At 37.8% G+C, this 19973-nt stretch carries 17 protein-coding genes and 2 pseudogenes; 5 read left to right on the top strand and 14 right to left on the bottom strand.

The annotated features are described in order from the left end of the window. Nucleotides 1-97: 97 nt before the first annotated feature. From ACKTSC_RS03090 to ACKTSC_RS03080, 3 genes are all read right to left on the bottom strand, one after another. Complete coding sequence (locus ACKTSC_RS03090) at nt 98-1180, bottom strand: WxLIP family cell surface protein (protein ID WP_407856792.1); 1083 nt, start codon at nt 1178-1180, stop codon at nt 98-100. A gap of 3 nt (nt 1181-1183) precedes the next feature. After that, on the bottom strand, nt 1184-1924 hold the full coding sequence (locus tag ACKTSC_RS03085) for a WxL domain-containing protein (RefSeq protein WP_407856791.1): 741 nt from the start codon (nt 1922-1924) through the stop codon (nt 1184-1186). 228 nt (nt 1925-2152) lie between these two features. Continuing rightward, nucleotides 2153-3301 carry a cation:proton antiporter gene (locus ACKTSC_RS03080; protein ID WP_332579809.1) on the bottom strand — a complete coding sequence of 383 codons (1149 nt, stop codon included), beginning with the start codon at nt 3299-3301 and terminating at the stop codon, nt 2153-2155. Between the two features lie 180 nt (nt 3302-3481). Between ACKTSC_RS03080 and ACKTSC_RS03075 the strand changes: the two genes are divergently transcribed. Further along, the gene (locus ACKTSC_RS03075) at nt 3482-3832 is read left to right on the top strand and encodes a DUF488 domain-containing protein (protein ID WP_407856790.1); all 351 of its coding nucleotides are present in this window, start codon (nt 3482-3484) and stop codon (nt 3830-3832) included. Between the two features lie 169 nt (nt 3833-4001). Continuing rightward, nucleotides 4002-4559 (top strand): annotated as a pseudogene (locus ACKTSC_RS03070) (YitT family protein); the annotation flags it as partial. Nucleotides 4560-4689: 130 nt separating this feature from the next. Here ACKTSC_RS03070 and ACKTSC_RS03065 read toward each other — a convergent pair. The 3 genes from ACKTSC_RS03065 to ACKTSC_RS03055 form a co-directional block, all read right to left on the bottom strand. Then, complete coding sequence (locus ACKTSC_RS03065; RefSeq protein ID WP_407856789.1) at nt 4690-5013, bottom strand: hypothetical protein; 324 nt, start codon at nt 5011-5013, stop codon at nt 4690-4692. Nucleotides 5014-5030: 17 nt separating this feature from the next. Then, nucleotides 5031-5690 carry an ABC transporter ATP-binding protein gene (locus tag ACKTSC_RS03060; protein WP_071857383.1) on the bottom strand — a complete coding sequence of 220 codons (660 nt, stop codon included), beginning with the start codon at nt 5688-5690 and terminating at the stop codon, nt 5031-5033. Between the two features lie 121 nt (nt 5691-5811). Then, nucleotides 5812-7329 carry an ABC transporter permease gene (locus ACKTSC_RS03055; protein WP_407856788.1) on the bottom strand — a complete coding sequence of 506 codons (1518 nt, stop codon included), beginning with the start codon at nt 7327-7329 and terminating at the stop codon, nt 5812-5814. Nucleotides 7330-7576: 247 nt separating this feature from the next. Here ACKTSC_RS03055 and ACKTSC_RS03050 point away from each other — a divergent pair, with 247 nt between their 5' ends. From ACKTSC_RS03050 to thyA, 3 genes are all read left to right on the top strand, one after another. Further along, nucleotides 7577-8251 (top strand): response regulator transcription factor, encoded by a 675-nt coding sequence (locus ACKTSC_RS03050; RefSeq protein WP_332653494.1) that lies wholly within the window; start codon nt 7577-7579, stop codon nt 8249-8251. Between the two features lie 4 nt (nt 8252-8255). Further along, a complete protein-coding gene (locus ACKTSC_RS03045) occupies nt 8256-9581 on the top strand; it encodes a sensor histidine kinase (RefSeq protein ID WP_407856787.1) in 1326 nt (441 codons plus the stop codon). Nucleotides 9582-9660: 79 nt separating this feature from the next. Beyond that, entirely contained in the window at nt 9661-10536 is an 876-nt protein-coding gene (gene thyA / locus ACKTSC_RS03040; RefSeq protein WP_407856786.1) for a thymidylate synthase, read from the top strand. 42 nt (nt 10537-10578) lie between these two features. Here thyA and ACKTSC_RS03035 read toward each other — a convergent pair whose 3' ends face one another. The 8 genes and pseudogenes from ACKTSC_RS03035 to ACKTSC_RS03000 form a co-directional block, all read right to left on the bottom strand. Continuing rightward, nucleotides 10579-11349, bottom strand: coding sequence for a DeoR/GlpR family DNA-binding transcription regulator (locus ACKTSC_RS03035; protein ID WP_407856785.1), 771 nt, complete (start codon nt 11347-11349; stop codon nt 10579-10581). Between the two features lie 101 nt (nt 11350-11450). Then, nucleotides 11451-12311, bottom strand: coding sequence for a ketose-bisphosphate aldolase (locus tag ACKTSC_RS03030; protein WP_332579817.1), 861 nt, complete (start codon nt 12309-12311; stop codon nt 11451-11453). Beyond that, complete coding sequence (locus ACKTSC_RS03025) at nt 12311-13732, bottom strand: PTS fructose transporter subunit IIC (protein WP_332579818.1); 1422 nt, start codon at nt 13730-13732, stop codon at nt 12311-12313. Before ACKTSC_RS03025 ends, ACKTSC_RS03030 begins: the two co-directional genes overlap by 1 nt. Further along, a complete protein-coding gene (locus ACKTSC_RS03020) occupies nt 13733-14188 on the bottom strand; it encodes a PTS sugar transporter subunit IIA (RefSeq protein ID WP_407856784.1) in 456 nt (151 codons plus the stop codon). It lies immediately after the preceding gene. Nucleotides 14189-14381: 193 nt separating this feature from the next. Further along, the gene (locus ACKTSC_RS03015) at nt 14382-17534 is read right to left on the bottom strand and encodes a type I restriction endonuclease subunit R (RefSeq protein WP_407856783.1); all 3153 of its coding nucleotides are present in this window, start codon (nt 17532-17534) and stop codon (nt 14382-14384) included. 11 nt (nt 17535-17545) lie between these two features. After that, nucleotides 17546-18148: a restriction endonuclease subunit S gene (locus ACKTSC_RS03010; RefSeq protein WP_407856782.1), complete on the bottom strand. Its 603-nt coding sequence runs from the start codon at nt 18146-18148 to the stop codon at nt 17546-17548. Further along, complete coding sequence (locus ACKTSC_RS03005; RefSeq protein ID WP_407856781.1) at nt 18138-19733, bottom strand: type I restriction-modification system subunit M; 1596 nt, start codon at nt 19731-19733, stop codon at nt 18138-18140. Before ACKTSC_RS03005 ends, ACKTSC_RS03010 begins: the two co-directional genes overlap by 11 nt. 122 nt (nt 19734-19855) lie before the next feature. After that, nucleotides 19856-19973 (bottom strand): annotated as a pseudogene (locus tag ACKTSC_RS03000) (IS30 family transposase); the annotation flags it as partial.

Genomic DNA, 19973 nt, shown 5'->3' with positions numbered 1-19973 from the left:
TAGTATTATCTTTCTTAACGTTTTTTCCTGAATTTATAATAATTTTATATATTATAAATGAATTCTCTTAAAAATAATTCTATTCCTTACAATGTAATTATTGGCCCTGCCGAACTTTCTTATTTTTTCGCCCAACAATAAACAGAATTATCATGGCTAACAAAACTATACTGATTAGGATAAGTATCCACGTATCAGCTTGTTTGATTGTTACATCAGAGTCGTTTAATTTTTTAGCTTCTGCGGCTTTGATTTTGAACTCTTTTTCTAATCGCCAATGATAACGATAATTTTCTTTTATTTGACTATCAGCTGTTTGAAATTGGTGCGCCCCATTCTCCACTTTTTCACCATACGCTTCCATTTTCATCGTATACTGACCTGCTTGTAGCCGTTCTCCATTTAATGGGATAGAAATATCAAAATGTGTATTGGGGGCTACTTGCATTTGCGCTTGTTCATGGGTATAAAGAATCTTAGAATCAGCTTTTTTAGTGATCGTTGTTTTTACCGCCAATTGATTTAAATAAGTGGCATTTGGATTTTGCAGTGTACCTTTGATGACGTTTCGAGCATTTCTTTGATCCGGGTATGCATGCGTTAATTTCAAATCTGGAGACCCATTATCGGTAGTTTGCCGCATCAATAACGCAACAACATAAGAATATTCATTTTTGATCGCTAGGCCTGCGTTCTTTCTATCTTTAGCAGTCGTAGTTTCAGCCGTTTGTTTTTCTTTGAAAGTAATTCCACCTGCAATGATTCCATCAAAAACATTATTTGGCATCTTTATCCGCATTTTATATTCAGCTACAGATTGGGGCCTCAAAATAATTTCTTCAGGCGCTTTCACGTGATCTTTTAGATCATATTTGAGTGTCGCATCGCGAGTTATCTCATTTTGACTATATTCAACTACCCCATTCCCATTCGTAGTCGCGCTATTAATCTGTACTTCTACTATCACTTCGTTATCAGTATCATTGCGTAAATCAACCGTTAGTGTTTCTTCCTGACCAGGTTGCAATAATAAATCAAAATACGTTTTCTCTTTATCGATTTGGTTTTCAGCTGTTCTAGGTATCACTGAAAAACTAAATTCAGCAGCGCTGACTCTGGTAGTTATTATTATGCTTCCCATAAAGGCTAAAAGTAAAAAAAGCCGTTTGCAACGTTCCATGATTTAGTTTCCTGGCGCATCTGTTAATACCCAAGTGAATGTTGTTGAGTATTCTTTGGCATATTTTGTCGTTGCACCAGGTACATGTAATTCAATACTTTTAGCAGCTGTTTCAGCGTCTGTTCCCCAATTATGCAAGAAAGTCCCAGCCCCTTGCCCTACTTTTGCTGCCATCACATTCTGGAGTGAGCCATCGGTATCAGTTGTAATCTTTGCTTGTCCGGTCGGTTTTGCTGAAGCAGATGTGGTCACAACATTCCCGTTTTTAAATACGACTTCCGCTCCAGTCAACTCTTTACTATTCGCTGTTTTAAATTGTCCATTTTGTTTTACCTGTAGTGTCCAACCGGCTTCTGTTCCGCGATTATCGGTTACTTGAACAAAGTTAGGGCCGTTTTTTTCTTGCTTGTCTTTAGTTATATATTTTTGGGCTTTTGCCATGTATACTTCATCTTTAGACGTAATTTTTTGCGTACCAAAATCTAAGTTTGAAGCATAATCAATGGATAAAGGACCCTTCGTACCAGTTGTTGGCTCCGTTTCTGGATTAATTGGATCGATGGGTTTGATAGGGGAAGATGGATCGTTCGGATCTACTGGGTCAGTCGGATCAACGCTTGGTGTAAAAGTAATCACTCCTTTTGACTCGTACTCACCACCCTCTTCAGCGAACACAGTGATCACACCTAAAGACAGACTGACTAAAAGACCTGTTGCAAATACCAAAGAACCTAATTTTCTCATGTTTATTCTCCTTTTTATTGTTTTATTTTCTTTACTCCTAAATTGAAAAATTCTAAAAATACCGAAAGCTTTTTATAGATTTAGCTCAGCTATACTTTTTCAATAAGATACGTAAACATTTGTGATTTGAATAAAATAAACCGCACAACTAGATCTGTTGTGCGGCAATAACTGATATTTTTAATTTTAAAAAGCATCCTCACATTAATTTTTTGAGGGCGCTTTTTTTCATCTATAGATTTTTTTAGTAAAATATTTTAGTAAAAATGGCGACGATAATGTAGTGAATAAAATAACCAGAATAAATGGTGAATAATATTCTTTCGTCACTAAGTGGGCTTGATAACCTAATTGGGCGATGATCAAGGCCATTTCACCGCGTGAAACCATGCCTGAACCTACCATCAAACTGCTTTGATTATCAAAACCGGCCGCCTTACTCCCTAAGAAGCCACCGATCAATTTTGTCAAGATCGCTACTACTGTTAAAACAATGATCAAGCCTAATTGTTGCGTGATTCCATTAAACGATATTTCAAGTCCGATACTGACAAAAAAGACCGGAATAAAAACGGCATAACCTAATGCTTCCACATTATACTGTACTTCTTTGACGACTTTCGTTTGGCCGATCGCCACGCCGGTAAAGAATGCTCCGATCACCGAGCTTAATCCGATCAGATCAGCCAAATAAGACATACTTAAACACAAAACAAGTGAGACGATGATCACTGAAGATTCAGCTAATAATTTTTTGCTGAGCCGCATCAAGTAGGGCGCTCCCCAACGAATCAAAAAGAAAATCCCCACAAAAAACAAGACTTGTTCCACCAACGTTAGACTTAATGGCACACTACTGTTGCTTGCTGCGCCTAAAAAAGACATACTTAAACTAACGATCAAGACGACCAAAATATCATCAACCACCGAAGCGCCCAAAATCGTTGAGCCTTCTTTGGTATTCAGAACACGTAATTCTTTCAGCACTTCGACCGAGATACTAACTGAAGTAGCTGCTAGAATCAACCCTAAGAAAAATGCGTGATTCAATGTGATCCCAAATAGCTGACCACTGATCGTCCCAAAGATCACTGGAAAAAGAATCCCTAATATCGCTACAAAGATTCCTGGTCGAAAATATTTTTTCAATAGCGATAGATCACTTTCGATACCAGCTAAAAACATCAATAAAATGACACCAATCTCAGCAAAATCTTTTACGAGAATATCGGGATGGACCCAATTTAAGCCTGCATTTCCCAACAAAATCCCGACTAACAATTGTCCGATCACCGCTGGGATGCCAAAACGACGCGAAAGATGGCTCGCCAACGTCGTACAAAACAAAATCAAACATAAAATACCAATAAATTCCATGATAACCTCCCAAACATCTTTTATTTTAGTTTATCGAAAACGCTAGTTGTTTTCTAAAAAAATAGACTACATGTTATTCTAACATAATAGCTTCCATGAAAAGGTTTTAGTCGCTGGATAATAGTTTTATTTACGTTTTTTTCATAGAGGGATTAAAATTAAAGAAAAGGACGTGAGCAGATGTTACAAATCAAACGAGCTTATTTAGCACCAAATGAAACGGATGGTTATCGTGTGTTGGTTGATCGGATTTGGCCGCGAGGAAAATCTAAAGAGGTTGAGAAAATTGATTGTTGGTTAAAAGATATTGCACCAAGTACCGAGTTACGTCAATGGTTCAATCACGAACCAAAAAAATATGCGCAATTTAAAATAGACTACTTAGCTGAACTACAAAATGAACCGCAAAAAACAGCTTTAGAAGAATTAAAACAACTTGTTTCCCAACATTCGACTGTCACGTTAGTTTATGGTGCTAAGAACGAAGAGCAAAACAACGCACAAGTTTTATATGAACTATTGACTAAATAATAGCTGGAGCTAGCAATTTTTTCATTGCTAGTTTTTTTATTGTCTAAAAGAAGAACTATTTTTTCATAGAAGACTGAAAAAGTTGACTCAAAATCAAGACGATTGAATGATAAAGTGGACTTAAAGGAATGCGCTTGATTTGATAAGCGACAACTAAGGAGGCGTTAAGATGTACAAGCAAACGAAACAACTTTCTAAAATTCTATTAGCCGTAATTATATTAGCTGGTAGTATCAATTTGTTTTTAGGTCCTCACAATATAGCTGCGGGCGGTGTCAGCGGGATCGGTCTGTTAGTCGAATATTCACTAGGCATTGATCGTTCTTGGGTCGTACTCGCTTTAAATATCGTGGTACTCGTCCTAGCTGCGATTTTTTTAGGCAAAGAGATCTTTTTCAAAACATTGATCGGGAGTTTCTTGTTTCCCCTGGCATTACAGATCGTTCCGGCAGGTATGCTGATCGAAAATCATTGGCTATCAGTGATCGTGGGGAGCATCCTCTTCGCCGTTGGGGTCGCGATTCTTTATGATTCAAAAGCTTCAAGTGGCGGCACGACGATTCCACCACTGATTTTCAAAAAGTACTGGGGATTGAGCACAGCGATCGGTTTATTGCTAACAGATTTTGTTATTGTTTGTATGAGCTTGTATATTTTTGGTTTCGAAGCCTTTTTATTCGCGATTTTATCGATCGGGATCACGTCTGTCTCGATGATTTTGATTGAACGGATGCAATCAAAGCTACCCGTATTCACTGAAAAAGTCTTGGCAGTCTTCAATCCGAATCCATAAAAGAAAAAAACTGATAACTGTCTTCTCGTCCTAGAAGAAAGTTATCAGTTTTTTTGTAGTATTTTTAAGCGCTAGTCGGAAATGCCTGCCACTCGATCGTTAGTTCAGCTTCTCTGGCAGCATTGATTTTGATCGTTGAAGCGTTTGGCTTTTGATTCTCTTTTTTGCGGAGAGCCCTTGCTTCATAAACAGCGCCAAAATACCAAGCTTGTTGGAGTTGCTGATAATGATCATTTATTTGAACATCACGTGTAGCCGAAAAACTTTTGCGGCGTCTGTGATCTAGTTTGATGACAGTATGCGAACCGAGTGAGCGTGCACGGCGATCGAGGATATATTTTCCATTGATTAATTCGCTAACTTTTATATTGATTTGAGCAACATTCACTCGAATCCCTCCTTATTTTATGATACTTGACTGAATTTTTTATCTTTCAATTCATAAACGACATCACAGGCTTTGGCGACATCTTGTTCGTGAGTGACTAAAACGATACATTTTTGTTGTTCATGCGCGATTTCTTGGAAAAGACGGACAATCTCTTGCGATGTCGTATCATCTAGATTCCCAGTTGGTTCATCTGCAACAATCAATTCATGTTCACAACACAACGCTCGTACGATCGCTACCCGTTGTTGTTGCCCACCAGATAATAACGTAACTTTCTTTTCGGCTAATTCTTTGGTAATACCGACTTTTTCTAAATTGGCTAGCGCATAGGCTTTTTTGTCGGTTTGTTGACTTTGTGCGATTTCCATTGCTGTTACGACATTGTCGACAGCTGATAAATATGGCAATAGATTATAAGCTTGAAAGACGATCGAAACATCTTTACGACGGTATTCTCGTAAGCCAATTTTTTTCAAAGAAGCATCTCCGTATAAAATTTCTCCACTTTTCGGTGTATCCAAACCAGCGATCAGTGATAGAAACGTCGTCTTCCCAGAACCACTCGTGCCTAAAATAGCGTACATTTTGCCTTTTTCAAAGGTCAAATTAACATTTTCAAATAATGGTCCACTGTTTTCATACCAGTAGCCTAGATCTTTCGTTGCTAAAGTCATAATAAATTCCTCCTAGATGATTGAGCGATTCGATGTTTTCTCAGCAAACGCCGCTTCAGCGAAAGAGTGCTTTCGTAGTCCGTACGATCTTTCGCTTTGGCTTGCGTCGTGTCTTCCTTGATTAAGAAATCAAAATTTTCTTCGGATTCAAGCGTAAGATTCCGGCAGAGGATAGAACGATCGAGAAGAGACTGATGCCTAGACCGATACCGGCTAAACTCAAGATTTCAACTGGTTGCACCGAGATATTCAAATCTTTGATTTCTTGTGTTGAAGAAAATGGATTGTTGCTTGAGTTGCCGCGTCCGCCGCCGCTTGGTGCTTGACCGCCTTGTCCCGGGCCGCCATTTCCACCAGGGCTATTTTGATCTCCGCCATTATTTTGTGAAGTCGTTTGTTGCGACGTGGTTTGTTGACTCAATAATTGATTTCCGACAGCATTTCCGACGATATTTCCGCTGGCTGCTGCAATCCCTAAGGCAAACAACATGCAGACGAAGATTTCAACGAAAAATTGCGAAATCACTTTTACTCGTGACTCACCTAATGAAAGCAAGACGCCGATTTCATATTTACGTTCACGGATCGACATCATAATGATCAATGTCAAGATGATCACACCTGCTACAGCAACTAAGATCACGATATTTTTAGCAAAGCTTGAAACATTGTTCAATGGTTGCAACATTTGTTGATACATTTGATCGTTGGTTTCTAAACTAAAGGTATCAGTGTCGATCAATTTTTTCGCTTTTTTAACGAAGCTGTCCATGTCTTTTGGATCCGTCAAATTGAAAACAGCTGAGTCGATCGTTGTTCCATCTGAACCACTCAATGTACTTACGAAAGTATAAGAAGAGAAGATCGTATTTGATGGATTCAAGAAATTGAAACTATTACCTAAACTGTCGCCAGAGTCGCTGGTTTTATAGATTCCTTTAATAGTGACTTCAACATCTTTATCATCAGAATCTTTGATCTTGAACGTATCGCCGACACTTAAATCATTGGCTTCAGCCAAACTTTTTTCGATCAAGACATTATTTGTGCCTTCATCAGAAGCCGTAATGGCTTTCCCACTAACTAAAGTTGCGGTACCAGCTGAAAAATCAGTATACGAACTACTTTGTGAGACACCTTTGATTTGGAAGTCGTCTTGACTAGTCATCATTCCACCAGGGCCACCTTGGCCACCCGCTTGTTCACCAGAAGAATCAGTCGCATCAGAGCTGCTGCTGTCAGTACTGCTATCACTGCTGGAAATCGGTGTGATGCTGGTACTTTTATCTGCTGAAGTGCTAGCTTCAAACGAATAAGATTTCACATTAGCTAATTTCGCGATTTTTTTCGCATCGCTTAGATTAACTGGCGTTTGTTCAAAACTGCCTGGGTCTGGTGTGGAGCTCTCATCGCCTGAACTTGACGTAGATTGGTTTTTGAACATCGCTTCTCGGTTGGCCGATAAGGTGACGGTCGCTCCTACGCTTTTTTTTGCATTCGATGTCGCCAGCTCTGCGCCGCTGCGGATCGTTAGTCCGGCTAAAACAAAAATTAAAATTGCAGAAAAGACGGCGATCAATAAGATGCTGCGGCCTTTCTTCGCCCAAAGGCTTTGTACTGCCCGTTTGATAAAATTCATGATGGTTCCCCCTCGTATCGATTGCATTTCTTTTTTTAGAAATGAATGTAAGCTTCATGCTCGCTATCAGATCGATTCCTTACTTTCAGCCGATCGTAAATTCGTCGATCGCACAGCGCTCATGTGACTACCTGTAAGATAATCGTCCTGCCTTAACCGAAGCTTAAGTCAATGACAAAAAGTTTTAAGGTTGTTTTAGGAAAGCATGGTACACTGAAAGAGCAAACTAGATTGGGAGGACTTATCCATGATAAAGCTACTTATAATAGAAGACGAAGCAACCTTATCAAATAACATCAAAGAAATTTTAACGGATCTGGGTGAGATCACCCAAGCGTATGATGGAGCAGAAGGCTTGTTTGAAGCAGAAAGCGGGATGTATGATTTAATTTTATTAGATTTGATGTTGCCTGAAAAAAATGGTTACGAAGTCTTAGCAGACTTACGGGCCAAAAATATCCATACACCGGTGCTAATCTTGACGGCTAAAGATAGTCTTGAAGATAAAGTGACTGGCTTCCAAAAAGGCGCTGACGATTATTTGACCAAACCATTTTACCGCGAAGAATTGATCATGCGGGTCAAAGCGTTGCTGAAACGTTCCCTCGGCTTATTTGCTGAAAATCAATTAGCCTATAAGCAATTAACTTGTAACTTAGCAACTAAAGAAGTACTTGCCGATGATCAGGTCTTACCGATCCAAGGGAAAGAATTCGACCTGCTGGTTTATTTCATCCAAAATAAAGGTGTGATCTTAACCAAAGAACAAATTTTTGACCGCATCTGGGGCTTTGATTCGGAGACGACGATCACGGTAGTCGAAGTTTATATGAGCCATTTACGTAAACACTTGAAACCAACAGAAGTCGATAAATGCTTCAAGACTCTTCGCAATGTCGGTTACATCTTACAAAAGGACTGAGGCTATGAATACTGAAATCTCAAGAAAACAACGCTGGAAATTTTTCTTCATCAATGTCGCAGCCTTTGCCGGGGTCTTCCTACTCTTAGGATTCATTACTTTACAGCTGCTACAAAGCTCGGCCTATCGCCAAACAGATCTTTCACTTAGTCAGATGGCTAAAAATGAGCGATTGATCGAAATGGAAATCACCCGCTACCAAGAAGGAAATCCTTTCTTGTCGCAACAGCAAACCCCTGATGACTTACAAACGAACGACGGGCCTAACGGTAATAATCGGTTCAATACACAAATTATTTTATGGTCGAAAGAGGGAAAAATCTTAAACAAAGAAGTGTTAGGCGGCCGCTTCACTGAGCTAGCCAATCTTTCATTAGATACTAGCAAATTAAATAGTATCCAGTCCTTAGATTTGAACAATAGTACGGCTGCAAGCCAAAAATTGGCCTTCCATTCGTATACGATTAAATACGAGCAAGACGGCGAGGTCGCATATGTTCAATTTTTAGCCAATACCAATCAAATCGCTGATTCGATGAAGACCTTCGAAACGACGTTGATCCTTTGTATGATCGTCTTTTGGCTCTTATCGATCGGATTAAGTTTTTATATTTCCAAAATGAATATGAGACCGATCATGAGCTCTTGGCGCAAGCAACAAGAATTCGTTGAAAATGCCTCCCATGAATTGCGGACACCACTGGCGATCATCCAGAACAGCTTGCAACAGCTGTTCACCCGACCCGAAAATACGATCATGGAAGAATCTGAGCCAATCGCTCAAGCCTTGAATGAGACCCGTCGACTCAGCGGATTGACTAATGACTTGCTGACTTTGGCTAGGAGTGACTCCAATCAATTATTATTACAAAAAGAGGCCCTTGATCCACAACCATTTATCCAACAGTTGGCACAACCTTTCCAAGAAATCGCTGCGATGCAAGACAAACGATTTGTCTTAGAAAACTTTGCCAACGAAACCGTCACCGTTGATGAAAAACGAGTCCATCAAGTGTTAGTGATCCTATTAGATAATGCCTTGAAATATACCGATGCCAAAGATAAAATCATTTTGCAATCTGAAATCTCAAACGATCATTGGCTGATCGAAGTCAAAAACAGCGGCGCATCGATCAGCGATGAAGACAAAAAACATATCTTTGAACGTTTTTATCGCGAAGATCAATCGCGTTCAAAAGAAACTGGCGGCTATGGTCTAGGTCTTGCGATCGCCAAACAAGTCATCACGCAACACAAAGGAAAACTCACCGTGCGCGACTGGCAACCACAAGGCGTGGTTTTTCAGATCCGCTTGCCGCTTAAAAATTGAAACAAAACGAGAATATTTTAATCCAAGCAAGCCCAGAATGTGTTAGAATCTAAAAAAAGCAAAAAAGAGGAGATTTCTTGTGACTAAATATACTGGCTTTGATAAAATTTATCGTGACATCGTCATGGATATCATAGAAAATGGGACGGATCAAGATCCAGCTTTAGTTCGGGCCAAATACGCTGACGGCAGCCCTGCCCCCACGCGTTTTATCCAAGGCGTCAATTTTAAATTGAAACCAGAAGACGGCATCCCGATTTTAAAATCAAAACGGGTCTTCCAAAAAACACCTTTAGTCGAGTTGGAATGGATTTGGCAAGAACTATCAAACGATGTGACTTGGCTCCAAGAACATAAATGTAAAGTCTGGAACGAATGGGCCGACGATCAAAATACGATCGGTAAAGCTTATGGGTATCAATTAGCTAAAAAATGCCGCAAACTTCCTGACCATGAAGAAAAACTCAATCAAGTCGAATACGTCTTGCATCAATTACAAAACAATCCTGGTTCACGTCGGATCATGACCAGCCTATGGGATGTCGATGATCTAGATGATATGACGTTAGAGCCTTGCGTTTGGGCCACCAATTGGAAAGTCAATAACGGCGTGTTAGATCTACATGTCAAACAACGCTCCGCTGATATGGCATTGGGACAACCATTCAATACGTATCAATACGCCGTGCTTCACCGTTTGATCGCGGATCAATTAGATCTAGCATTAGGCACGATGCACTGGACGATCGATGACGCCCACGTCTACGATCGCCACATCGATAACTTAAAAGAACAATTATCAAAACCGATCCCTGCAAGCGAACCAACACTTGTCTTACCTGATAAATACGACGAAGACGGCCAGAAAAAAAGCTTCTTTGAACGCCGCTTATCAGAAGTAAAACTCGAAAACTACGAAAATAATGGCGTATTCAAATATGAGATCGCGGAATAAGAAAAACGCTCAACTAAAAGTTGGGCGTTTTTTATTTATCACTTAATATAAACATTTTATATGGTGATTATTCAATTTATCGAGTTGTTCTTTGGCTAATGGGATATCTGTAATTAGGTAATCAACTTCATGACAAGCGACACTTTGATAAATATACTTGTGCTCTAATTTATCTTGTGTCGCTAAAACGACCAGATGATTCGACTGCTTACGAAATGCTTTTTTCATTAAGGCTTCACCTTCATGAGTTTCTGTCACACCATGCTCGAAGTCCCAACCTCTACAACCAATAATCGCGAGGTCTGCATAATAGCTAAGTGAATCATCATACGCTTTTGAGCCATTAATAGTTGCTCTTTTTGGGACAATTGTTCCTCCAAGAATCGAAACACTGGCATTCGTAAATTCACTTAACATAGCCGCAGTTAAAACGCCATTCGTAATAATTTGCAAGCCATCAAATTTACTCAAGTTTTTTACTAAATGTAAACTAGTAGTACTAGAATCTAAAAAAATTACCATATCATCTCTAATTAATGTTTGTGCCACATCCGCTATGTACTGTTTATTATTTTCTTCATCTAGATGGGTAAATTTCATTAAATAAGGAACATCTATTTTTTGGTTATCGACGATCATCGCACCGCCGCGTGTTCGACGGATCAAACCTGTTTGTTCTAAATATACCAAATCTCTTTTGATTGTTGCTTCACTATAATTCACTAAACTAATTAGATCAGTAACATTGGCGAATTGATTGATTTTTAAATAATTAACTATTTGCTGTTGACGGTCCTCTACGGCATTAAGCATACTCCAGCCCTCCTACACATTTAAATTCTTGATTTTAACTAATTATACCAAAAAAGATAGCCCTTTCACTGAAGAAAGAGCTATCTACTTATTATTACTAATTAATACAGCTCAGCTTTTCCAATCGTATTTAGTACGCCTAATTTATGTTTCACGACTTCTTTTACTTTATCGTTCGCTTTTGGATAAACAGCATTTGGTTCAAACATAGAAGGATCATCTGCTAGAATTTCACGTAAAGCATCAAAGAATACGCTCTTTAAATCAGAACTTAAATTAACCTTTGCGACGCCATATTTTACGGCTTCGCTAACTTCAGTATCAGGATTGCCCGATCCGCCATGTAGAACAAACGGAATATCAATTCGCTGATTTAATTCTTTTAACAATTCAATATTCAATTTAGGAGTTAAATCTTTTGGGTATAGGCCGTGAGCTGTTCCAATAGCTACAGCTAAGGTATCAATTCCTGTTTCTTTAACAAAGTCTTCTGCTTGATCTGGATCAGTGTAAATAATATTTGCTGAACCACCCTCTGCTGAACCGTTATTGCCAATTGTTCCAAGCTCAGCTTCAACTGAAACATTAACATTATGGGCAAGCTCAACTACTTCTTTAGTGATCGCTAAATTGTCTTCGTAGGATTGAACAGATGCATCAATCATCACTGAAGTATAACCATTTCTAACTGCTCTCATAACATCTTTGATCGTTCCACCGTGATCCATATGAATAACAACTGGAACTTTACTGTTATGGGCATATTCTCTAACTGAAGCAACGAACTCATCGTTTAAGTAAGCAATCTCATCTGGGTGAATTTCTAAAATAACTGGAGCATTTTGTTCCTCTACTTCTTCCATAATCGCTTTTAACATATCATAAGAACAAATATTAAATGCGGGAACCGCAAATTTATTTTCTTTCGCAACTTTCAAAAGATCCTTCATAGTATATAACATTATACTTCCACCTCATTAATTAATTTTTTTTTATTTTCTGTTTGTGTTTCAACTTCTACTTCATTCACTGGTTTTTTTAATAAGCCAACCGATAAAGCAGTAACTACCGTACCAGCAACGATTGCTAATAAATACATTGGTAGGTTATTCATAACATTTGGAATTAACATTACCCAAATACCGCCATGGGGCGCCATCGATGTGACACCTGCAGCCATCGAAATGCCAGCAGCTGTTGCTGAACCTAACATCAAACTTGGGATAACTCTTACTGGATCAGCGACTGCAAAAGGAATTGCGCCTTCTGTAATATATGAAGCCCCCAAAATCCAACATGATTGTCCAGATGTTCGTTCTTCTTTTGTAAATTTCTTTTTAAATAAGATTGTAGCTAATGCTAACCCTAATGGCGGTGTCATGCCAGCTGCCATACATGCAGCAATTGGCGCATTTACTCCTGCTGACATTAAACCAATTGAAAAAGTTGAAATTGATTTATTAATTGGACCACCCATATCGGCAGCCATCATAACACCGATCAGTAAACCAAATAGTAAACCTGAAGTATTTCCTAAGCTATTTAACCAGCTCGTTAGTGCGTCTAATACCCATGCAATTGGTTTATCGATTAGGAAAACCATTGCTAGACCGATAATTAAAATAGAAATTAGCGGAACAACAATTAGTTGATAAATGGATGCTAGTTCTTTTTTAATATTTATTTTATTGGCAAGGATATCCGTTAAATAACCTGCTAATAGCCCACCAATCATTCCTCCTAAGAATCCCGATCCGCCATTTGCTGCTAGTAATCCGGCAACAATCCCTGGCGCAAAGCCAGCTTTTCCAGCAATAGAACTAGCGATCCCTGCCCCAAGAGCTGGTACCATCATAGCGAATGCCGTTCCGCCACCAATAGTTGAAAGAGCTCCAGCTAATGCGTTATAATCTGGAGATTCTGGATCAGATGCATGAATACCAAAGGCAAAACTTAAAGCAATAATAATTCCACCAGCGATTACGAATGGTAGCATGTAATTTACACCATTCATAAAATGGTTATAAATACCGGCTTTTTTTTCGGTATTCTTGGTATTTTCGGTACTTGATACTTTGACAGTTCCTACATTATTTAATGCTTCTTCAATAATAATTTCAGGTTCTTTAATTGCTCGACTTGTAGAAACTTTTTTGATGTTCTTTCCCGAAAAACGACTTAAATCAATTTCTTTATCTACAGCTAAAATAATTGCATCTGCTTGATTAATTTCTTCTTGAGTTAATTCCGATTCTGTTTTAACACCTTGAGTTTCGAATTTTGCGCTATGGCCTAATTTTTTTGCGGTTACTTCTAATTTTTCAGCAGACATATACGTGTGAGCTATCCCTGTAGGACAAGCAGTAACTCCGATGATTTTCATTTAAGACTCCTCCTTGTTGATAATAGATAAAACCTCTTCTCCACTTCTTGCCGCTTTTAATTCCTTTCTAAAGCCTTCATTCATTAGTTTTCTAGATAATGAACTTAAGATATCTAAGTGAATATCTGAAGATTTACTTGGAACTAAAATAGCAAACGAACATTCAATTGGCTGACCATCTAATCCTAAGTAATCTGAGAGCTTTTCCGTATGAATAAAACAAACCGTTGGTTCTAATACATGCTTACTTTTAGCATGTGGGATTCCAAAGCCATCTTCAATTCCTGTAGATGTTTCTTTTTCACGTTTATATAGATCTTTCATAATTTTTTTAGCTTTAGTTACACGTTTAGTTCGTTCAAGCTCATTAGCTAATCGTTCAAACAGCTCATTTTTCGAACGAATTGTTTCATCAAAAATAACTAAATCGTTCATCATCAAATCAGTAATTTCCATCTAAAAACTCCTTTATAGCAGTGATGTTATCGCTTTCTTTAACTTGAATAGAATATATCACGATTATCTAAAACGATCAATAGTATGAACTATTTTATCGGAATTAGCCAAAATTAGACTATAGAGATCATTTAATTGATCTATAAAGATCAAAAAAAAGGACAACCTAACTAGGTTATCCTTTTTGATCAACTTACCTCAACTCATCTTCTAATGGCAATAATTCTTCATCTAACACGATTCGCCAAGCGCGTTTCATTGCTTGTGGATATTTAAATGGTTTGGCTTCTGGATGAGTCACTTTATAGGTTTCGAAGTTTTTACTTTCAATAATACCTTTAATGTTGGGAATTGGATCTTCGCCCACGATATATTGAACTCTGGATGATTGGAGTTCACTTTCCGATACGGACCATTCAGTTGAAAATTGTTCAATTATCTGATTAATCGTCTGAGTAAAATAGAATCGTTTGATGACGAAGATATCTTCATTTTCATTGATTTCCTCAGTATCAAATGCATTTAAAATAGCTCGATAAACGTCTTTTACACACTCTGTTTTATTTAATTTGTTTAATGCTTTTTCGATTTCATCCCGAACATCGGAGCTATTTGCGGCATAGGTACCTAACAATTGATCAATATAGGACGAATCAATATCGTATAGTTTAATGGAATTGTCACTATAAAATTCAATCGAAGAAAAATCAGTTCCTTTTTCTCCTTCAGTTGCTTCTTCTACCAATGACCCTTTAACCGTTTGGTAAATACCAACTTGGTCTTCTAACAGAGCGACTTGATTTTTTAGTGCACCAGATGCACTAATATCCTCATTGTATTCATCGTAGGTTACTAAGGCTTCATAGGAATTATTTAACTCTTGAAATGCTTTGACATAATCCACTCGCGTCTCTAAGGGTGTATCCTCACTTAAACCCGGTACAATTGTAAACTCCTGTAATTTTCGGACAGCTTTTTTAAAACGTTTTTTCGATTCATCATAGGTTGGATAAATCAAGCCAGATTCTTCATTCGATTCTGAATATAGCTTTGTTGCATTGGCGACATTTTGTTCCATCGTATTTGGCTTTCTAAAAGTAACAATCAATCCTTTATTCTTTTCAGGGTAGGTTCGATTAGTACGAGAAAAAGCTTGGATCAAGCCTGCATATTCTAAATTACGATCGACAAATAACGTTTGAATCGTAGGCGCATCAAAACCAGTTAACAATCGATCCACAACAATTACTAGATCGACTTGACGGCCGAATTGCTTGAACTCGGCTTTTTTTCTTGCCAAACGGTTATTGATATCCCCGTTATAACGATCAATCTCCGCTAAATTCCACGCTGTACCATAGTAAGCGTTGTATTCTGCAATAATTTTTTGCATTTCGTCTTGCTGTTGAGTGGCATTATCGGTATTTTCATCTAGAGAATAGGTAATCGCAATTCGTGGAAAATCAGGGTCATCCATTGTCCGACCTTCACGAACAGGTTGATTCGGAAATGCTTCGGCTAGCCAATCATCTGACTGAGTCATTTCTTTAATGGCATGATAATATTTTTTGGCCATTTGAATGGAGCTAGTTGTTAAAATAGCTGATTTTGTAGGTCGTCCATTGCGAAAATCAAATTTTGTATAGGCATTATTAGGACGGAAAATTTTATGAATTACTTTTTGAATGTGTTCATCGTTTTCATAAATAGCGGGATCTAGATACGCTTCTTTTTTTAGTGCATCCATATTATCTACCACTAAATTTAATTGTTCTGGTGAATTACTAGCATATTTTTCTACTTCCCGCAATTTATGATGGATTAAATTATCTAAAGATGTAGGCTCAATCGTATTCTCATGCTCAACTTGAAACCCTAAAACTGATTTATCTTCTAAAGCATTTTTAATTGTATAGGTATGCAAATTATCCCCGTATTGATCTTGAGTCGTCCGAGCTAACTTGCCTTTTGCTTGTTTTTTATTGACTTCAAAAATCGGGGTGCCGGTAAAACCAAACCAGGTAGAATTTGGAAAAAAGCCTTTGATTTCTTCCATATTTTCAGGACTCAAAGCACGGTGACATTCATCAACGACAAAGATGATGTGTTGTCCCATCAGTTTTTGATAGCGATTAGTTCCACTTTTTTCTTCTTGTTTCTTGGCATACTTCAATGCGGCATCTAATTTTTGACGTGTAGTCACAATAATCACATTTGCATTGGCATCAGCTAATAACGTTTCTCCTAATTCTTTCGCACTTCCTGTCCCTACGATTAAACTATTCGATTTCGCATCCCCTGAAGAAATTCCAGTATTAAATTCTGACGCAAATTTAGTAAACTCATTGGTGGTTTGACTGTCTAAGTCTTTACGATCGACTAACATGATTGTCCGATCAATGCCCGATTTTCGAGCTAATAATTTGGTAGAGACAAAACTGGTTAAGGTTTTTCCAGAACCAGTCGCGTGCCAAACGTAACCAGATTGATGCTTATTGGCTGCCGTAAATAAGGCTTCAATCGCATGAATTTGATAAGGATGTAAGACCATCAAAACTTTATTGTCTTGATCTTCACTAACAATTGTGTAGTTAGCGATCAGACGATGAGCTTCTGGAATGTTTAATACCTGTTTACAAAACTCATATAGATTTTCAACTTTTTTATTGTCACGTGTCCGCCAACTAAATAAAAATTTCCGGTCCATATCTTTAGGCATCGCATTAGCAAAATAGCGCGTGGTTTGTTCATTCGATACGACAAATAATTGCAAGGTAGAAAAAATATTATTGCGGAAGATCCCTTCTTCAGCGTACTTTTTAATTTGATTAAAGGCTTGAAAGACACCGTCTTTCGCTGTTGTCTGTTTTAATTCAATTTGAACAATCGGTAAGCCATTAATTAATAACGTGACATCAAAGCGACGATCTCTTTGCTCGTCACTACTAGATTTTTTAGCAATCTGATTCACGACTTCATAACTAGAAAGGCCACCACCAATATCTTGATTGGAATAAATAATTGGCGAAATCGATCCTAGCTGTGCATCATCACGCTCAATCGTAATTCGCGCGATGCCATTTTCACCTTTTAACCATTTTGCCGCGTCAAAAGGTGTCTGAGTGCGTAAAAGCAATTCGGTTTTAATTTTATCAAATTCTCGATCTGTTAAGGGATGTTCCCCTAACTCAGATAAATTATTTTGTGTAATTTTTTGGCGTAGATTTTGCCAAAGATCCGCTTCTGATTTTAGGTCCGATCGATACGTCCATTGATTATGCCCTTCTCCTAAGACGTGAATTAATTGACGTTCGACTTCAGCTTCCTCACGATGTGCAATTTGCATCAAGACACCTCCTAAACAAATAATTTTTGTAAAAATGCTTTTTTAGTTGCTTGCAATAACTCTAACTCACGCTGATGAAGAGCGATAGTGTTATCTAGTTGTTTGAAGAACGAACCTATTTTTTCTTGTTCTTCTTTGTGTACAGGAACATAGGTAGAGATATTTGAAAAATCTGTTTTATTCACTATCTGCATGGTTGCTGATGCTGCAGTTTGCTTCATCTTTTCAGACCACTTTTCTGATTGTGTCAACAGAAAATATGAATCATTTTCAGAAGTTGGAGTAAGTGAATTGATTTGTTGATTAAATCCAGCATCCATTCTTAACAATGTGTTTTTCCCAATACTTGCGATACTAGTTACTAGTATCGACCCGGCTTTAGCAATTCTTGCTTTGGCGACACCGACCTGTGAAAGTTTTTTTGCAGTATTAGATATAACAAGCGATTTGATATCTGTTGGAGTAACCCATAGCACACCGTCCAGAGAATAATTATCCGAATCGCTAGTTGGAGGTGTATTGCCTGTCTGTATATCCCCGAGTTCTTTTAACTTACGCTCTTCCCAATCATCAGTAAATCCTGGAAAACGGATTTCTGGTTGTTTATTCTCCATGTTCAAACACCTCTAATGCACCTTTTAACCAAGCTTCATTTTCTGGTGTTGTTTGTAGGGTTGCGATTGTCTCATACAGACTTTTTTCTAAAACTTGTTTTTCTTCACGAATGGCTTTGATTTCTTTACCCACACTTACCATATCAATTGGTTCTTCTTCTTCAAAGGTATCCACGTAACGAGGGATATTTAAGTTGTAGTCATTTTCTTTGATTTCATCAAAACTAGCTAGATGAGCGTATTTTTCACTAGCCTTTCGGTCAATATAAGCAGATACGATTTTATCAATGTTTTCTTTGACTAGCTTATTTTGATTTTTTTCTTTAACAAAGTCACTGCTAGCATCGATAAATAGCACATCGCGAGTAGTCCGATTTTTCTTCAAAATAATTACCGTTGTTGGAATTGATGTACCAAAGAACAAATTCGCTGGCATGCCGATCACAGCATAGATACTGCCATCTTCTAATAATTTTTGACGAATAGCTCCTTCTGCCGCCCCGCGGAATAAAACTCCATGGGGTAAAACGATGGCCATTGTTCCAGTTTCTTTTAAGTGATAAAAACCATGTAAAAGAAACGCAAAATCAGCTTTTGATTTAGGGGCTAATTTCCCATAACGGTTAAACCGTGAATCATCCAAAAATGAAGCATCTGCCGACCATTTTGCCGAATACGGTGGGTTCATCACGACAGCATCAAAGGTATAGGGTTCATCGGTTGGCCAGTCTTTATTTAACGTATCGCCATTACGCAAATTCATATCTTCTGAATCCACACCATGAAGAATCAAATTCATTTTGGCTAAATTAAATGTTGTGGTATTTAATTCTTGCCCATGATATTTCACATTTTCTGGATAAGTTAAGTATTTTCTCACATTCAACATTAGTGAACCTGAGCCCATCGTAGGGTCAAAAACACTAAATAATCTTTTATCTTTTTGGTCTAACGCCACGATTTGCGCCATCATATCTGAGACCATACTTGGTGTATAAAATTCACCCGCTTTTTTCCGTGCTTCTGAAGCAAATTGACTGATCAAAAATTCATACGCATCACCAATCACATCGCCATCATGTCCGAGGACATCGACATCGTTTAATTTCTTTAATACTTCGGTGATTGTAACGTTTCGTTGTTGGTCATCTGACCCTAATTTTTTTGACTGTAAATCCACATCATCAAACAAGCCATTAAACTGTTCATATTTTGCGGACAATTCCGCAAAGGCTCTATTTAAATCATTTAATTGGAAAATATTTTGTTTCGCTTGTTCTGATAAAACATTGAATAAAAATGGCGGTTCAATGTCATAACCCAAAGTATCAACAATTGTAGCCACTAAGTCTTCGCGTGACTCTTCATCTGACAATAGTTCTTTAAAAAGCTGCGTTTGTTTTTCTACCGAGTCATATTTTTCTAGCGATTCATCTGCTAATAATACAACTTGCTGTAGTAATTTATCGGAAAGGTATTTATAGAAGATTAATCCTAATAGATAGTTTTTATATTCGGAGGCGTCCATTTTGCTACGAAGATTATCTGCTGCACTAAATAAACGTTGATTCAATTCTGCGCCCATTTTATAAGCTCCTTTTTCATTAAATACATACCTTATTATCTTACCATTTTAGTGGCAATAATGAAGGAGGAAATAGAGAGAAGAACTGATTAATATAATAATTGTTATATTGATCTTAATTGTCAAATTAAGTTAGACAAATCATCAATACTTACGTAACTCAAAAATACTTCCAAAGGTGTTCGATAATCCAGTGATTTTCTAGGAATATTATTTCGTTTAGATGTGACAGATTGAATA

Origin of the sequence: Enterococcus hailinensis (assembly GCF_045862035.1) — a bacterium.
Lineage (GTDB): Bacteria > Bacillota > Bacilli > Lactobacillales > Enterococcaceae > Enterococcus_A > Enterococcus_A hailinensis.
This window is presented reverse-complemented; position numbering and strand designations above follow the sequence as displayed.

What these genes read in the sequence shown, in the direction of transcription:
- ACKTSC_RS03015 (WP_407856783.1), bottom strand. Translation starts at nt 17,534, where the DNA reads ATGCAAATTGCACATCGTGAGGAAGCTGAAGTCGAACGTCAATTAATT.
- ACKTSC_RS03005 (WP_407856781.1), bottom strand. Translation starts at nt 19,733, where the DNA reads ATGGGCGCAGAATTGAATCAACGTTTATTTAGTGCAGCAGATAATCTT.
- ACKTSC_RS03080 (WP_332579809.1), bottom strand. Translation starts at nt 3,301, where the DNA reads ATGGAATTTATTGGTATTTTATGTTTGATTTTGTTTTGTACGACGTTG.
- ACKTSC_RS03060 (WP_071857383.1), bottom strand. Translation starts at nt 5,690, where the DNA reads ATGACTTTAGCAACGAAAGATCTAGGCTACTGGTATGAAAACAGTGGA.
- ACKTSC_RS03055 (WP_407856788.1), bottom strand. Translation starts at nt 7,329, where the DNA reads ATGAATTTTATCAAACGGGCAGTACAAAGCCTTTGGGCGAAGAAAGGC.
- ACKTSC_RS03020 (WP_407856784.1), bottom strand. Translation starts at nt 14,188, where the DNA reads ATGGAAATTACTGATTTGATGATGAACGATTTAGTTATTTTTGATGAA.
- ACKTSC_RS03050 (WP_332653494.1), top strand. Translation starts at nt 7,577, where the DNA reads ATGATAAAGCTACTTATAATAGAAGACGAAGCAACCTTATCAAATAAC.
- ACKTSC_RS03075 (WP_407856790.1), top strand. Translation starts at nt 3,482, where the DNA reads ATGTTACAAATCAAACGAGCTTATTTAGCACCAAATGAAACGGATGGT.
- ACKTSC_RS03035 (WP_407856785.1), bottom strand. Translation starts at nt 11,349, where the DNA reads ATGCTTAATGCCGTAGAGGACCGTCAACAGCAAATAGTTAATTATTTA.
- ACKTSC_RS03025 (WP_332579818.1), bottom strand. Translation starts at nt 13,732, where the DNA reads ATGAAAATCATCGGAGTTACTGCTTGTCCTACAGGGATAGCTCACACG.
- ACKTSC_RS03090 (WP_407856792.1), bottom strand. Translation starts at nt 1,180, where the DNA reads ATGGAACGTTGCAAACGGCTTTTTTTACTTTTAGCCTTTATGGGAAGC.
- ACKTSC_RS03045 (WP_407856787.1), top strand. Translation starts at nt 8,256, where the DNA reads ATGAATACTGAAATCTCAAGAAAACAACGCTGGAAATTTTTCTTCATC.
- ACKTSC_RS03010 (WP_407856782.1), bottom strand. Translation starts at nt 18,148, where the DNA reads ATGGAGAATAAACAACCAGAAATCCGTTTTCCAGGATTTACTGATGAT.
- ACKTSC_RS03085 (WP_407856791.1), bottom strand. Translation starts at nt 1,924, where the DNA reads ATGAGAAAATTAGGTTCTTTGGTATTTGCAACAGGTCTTTTAGTCAGT.
- ACKTSC_RS03030 (WP_332579817.1), bottom strand. Translation starts at nt 12,311, where the DNA reads ATGTTATATACTATGAAGGATCTTTTGAAAGTTGCGAAAGAAAATAAA.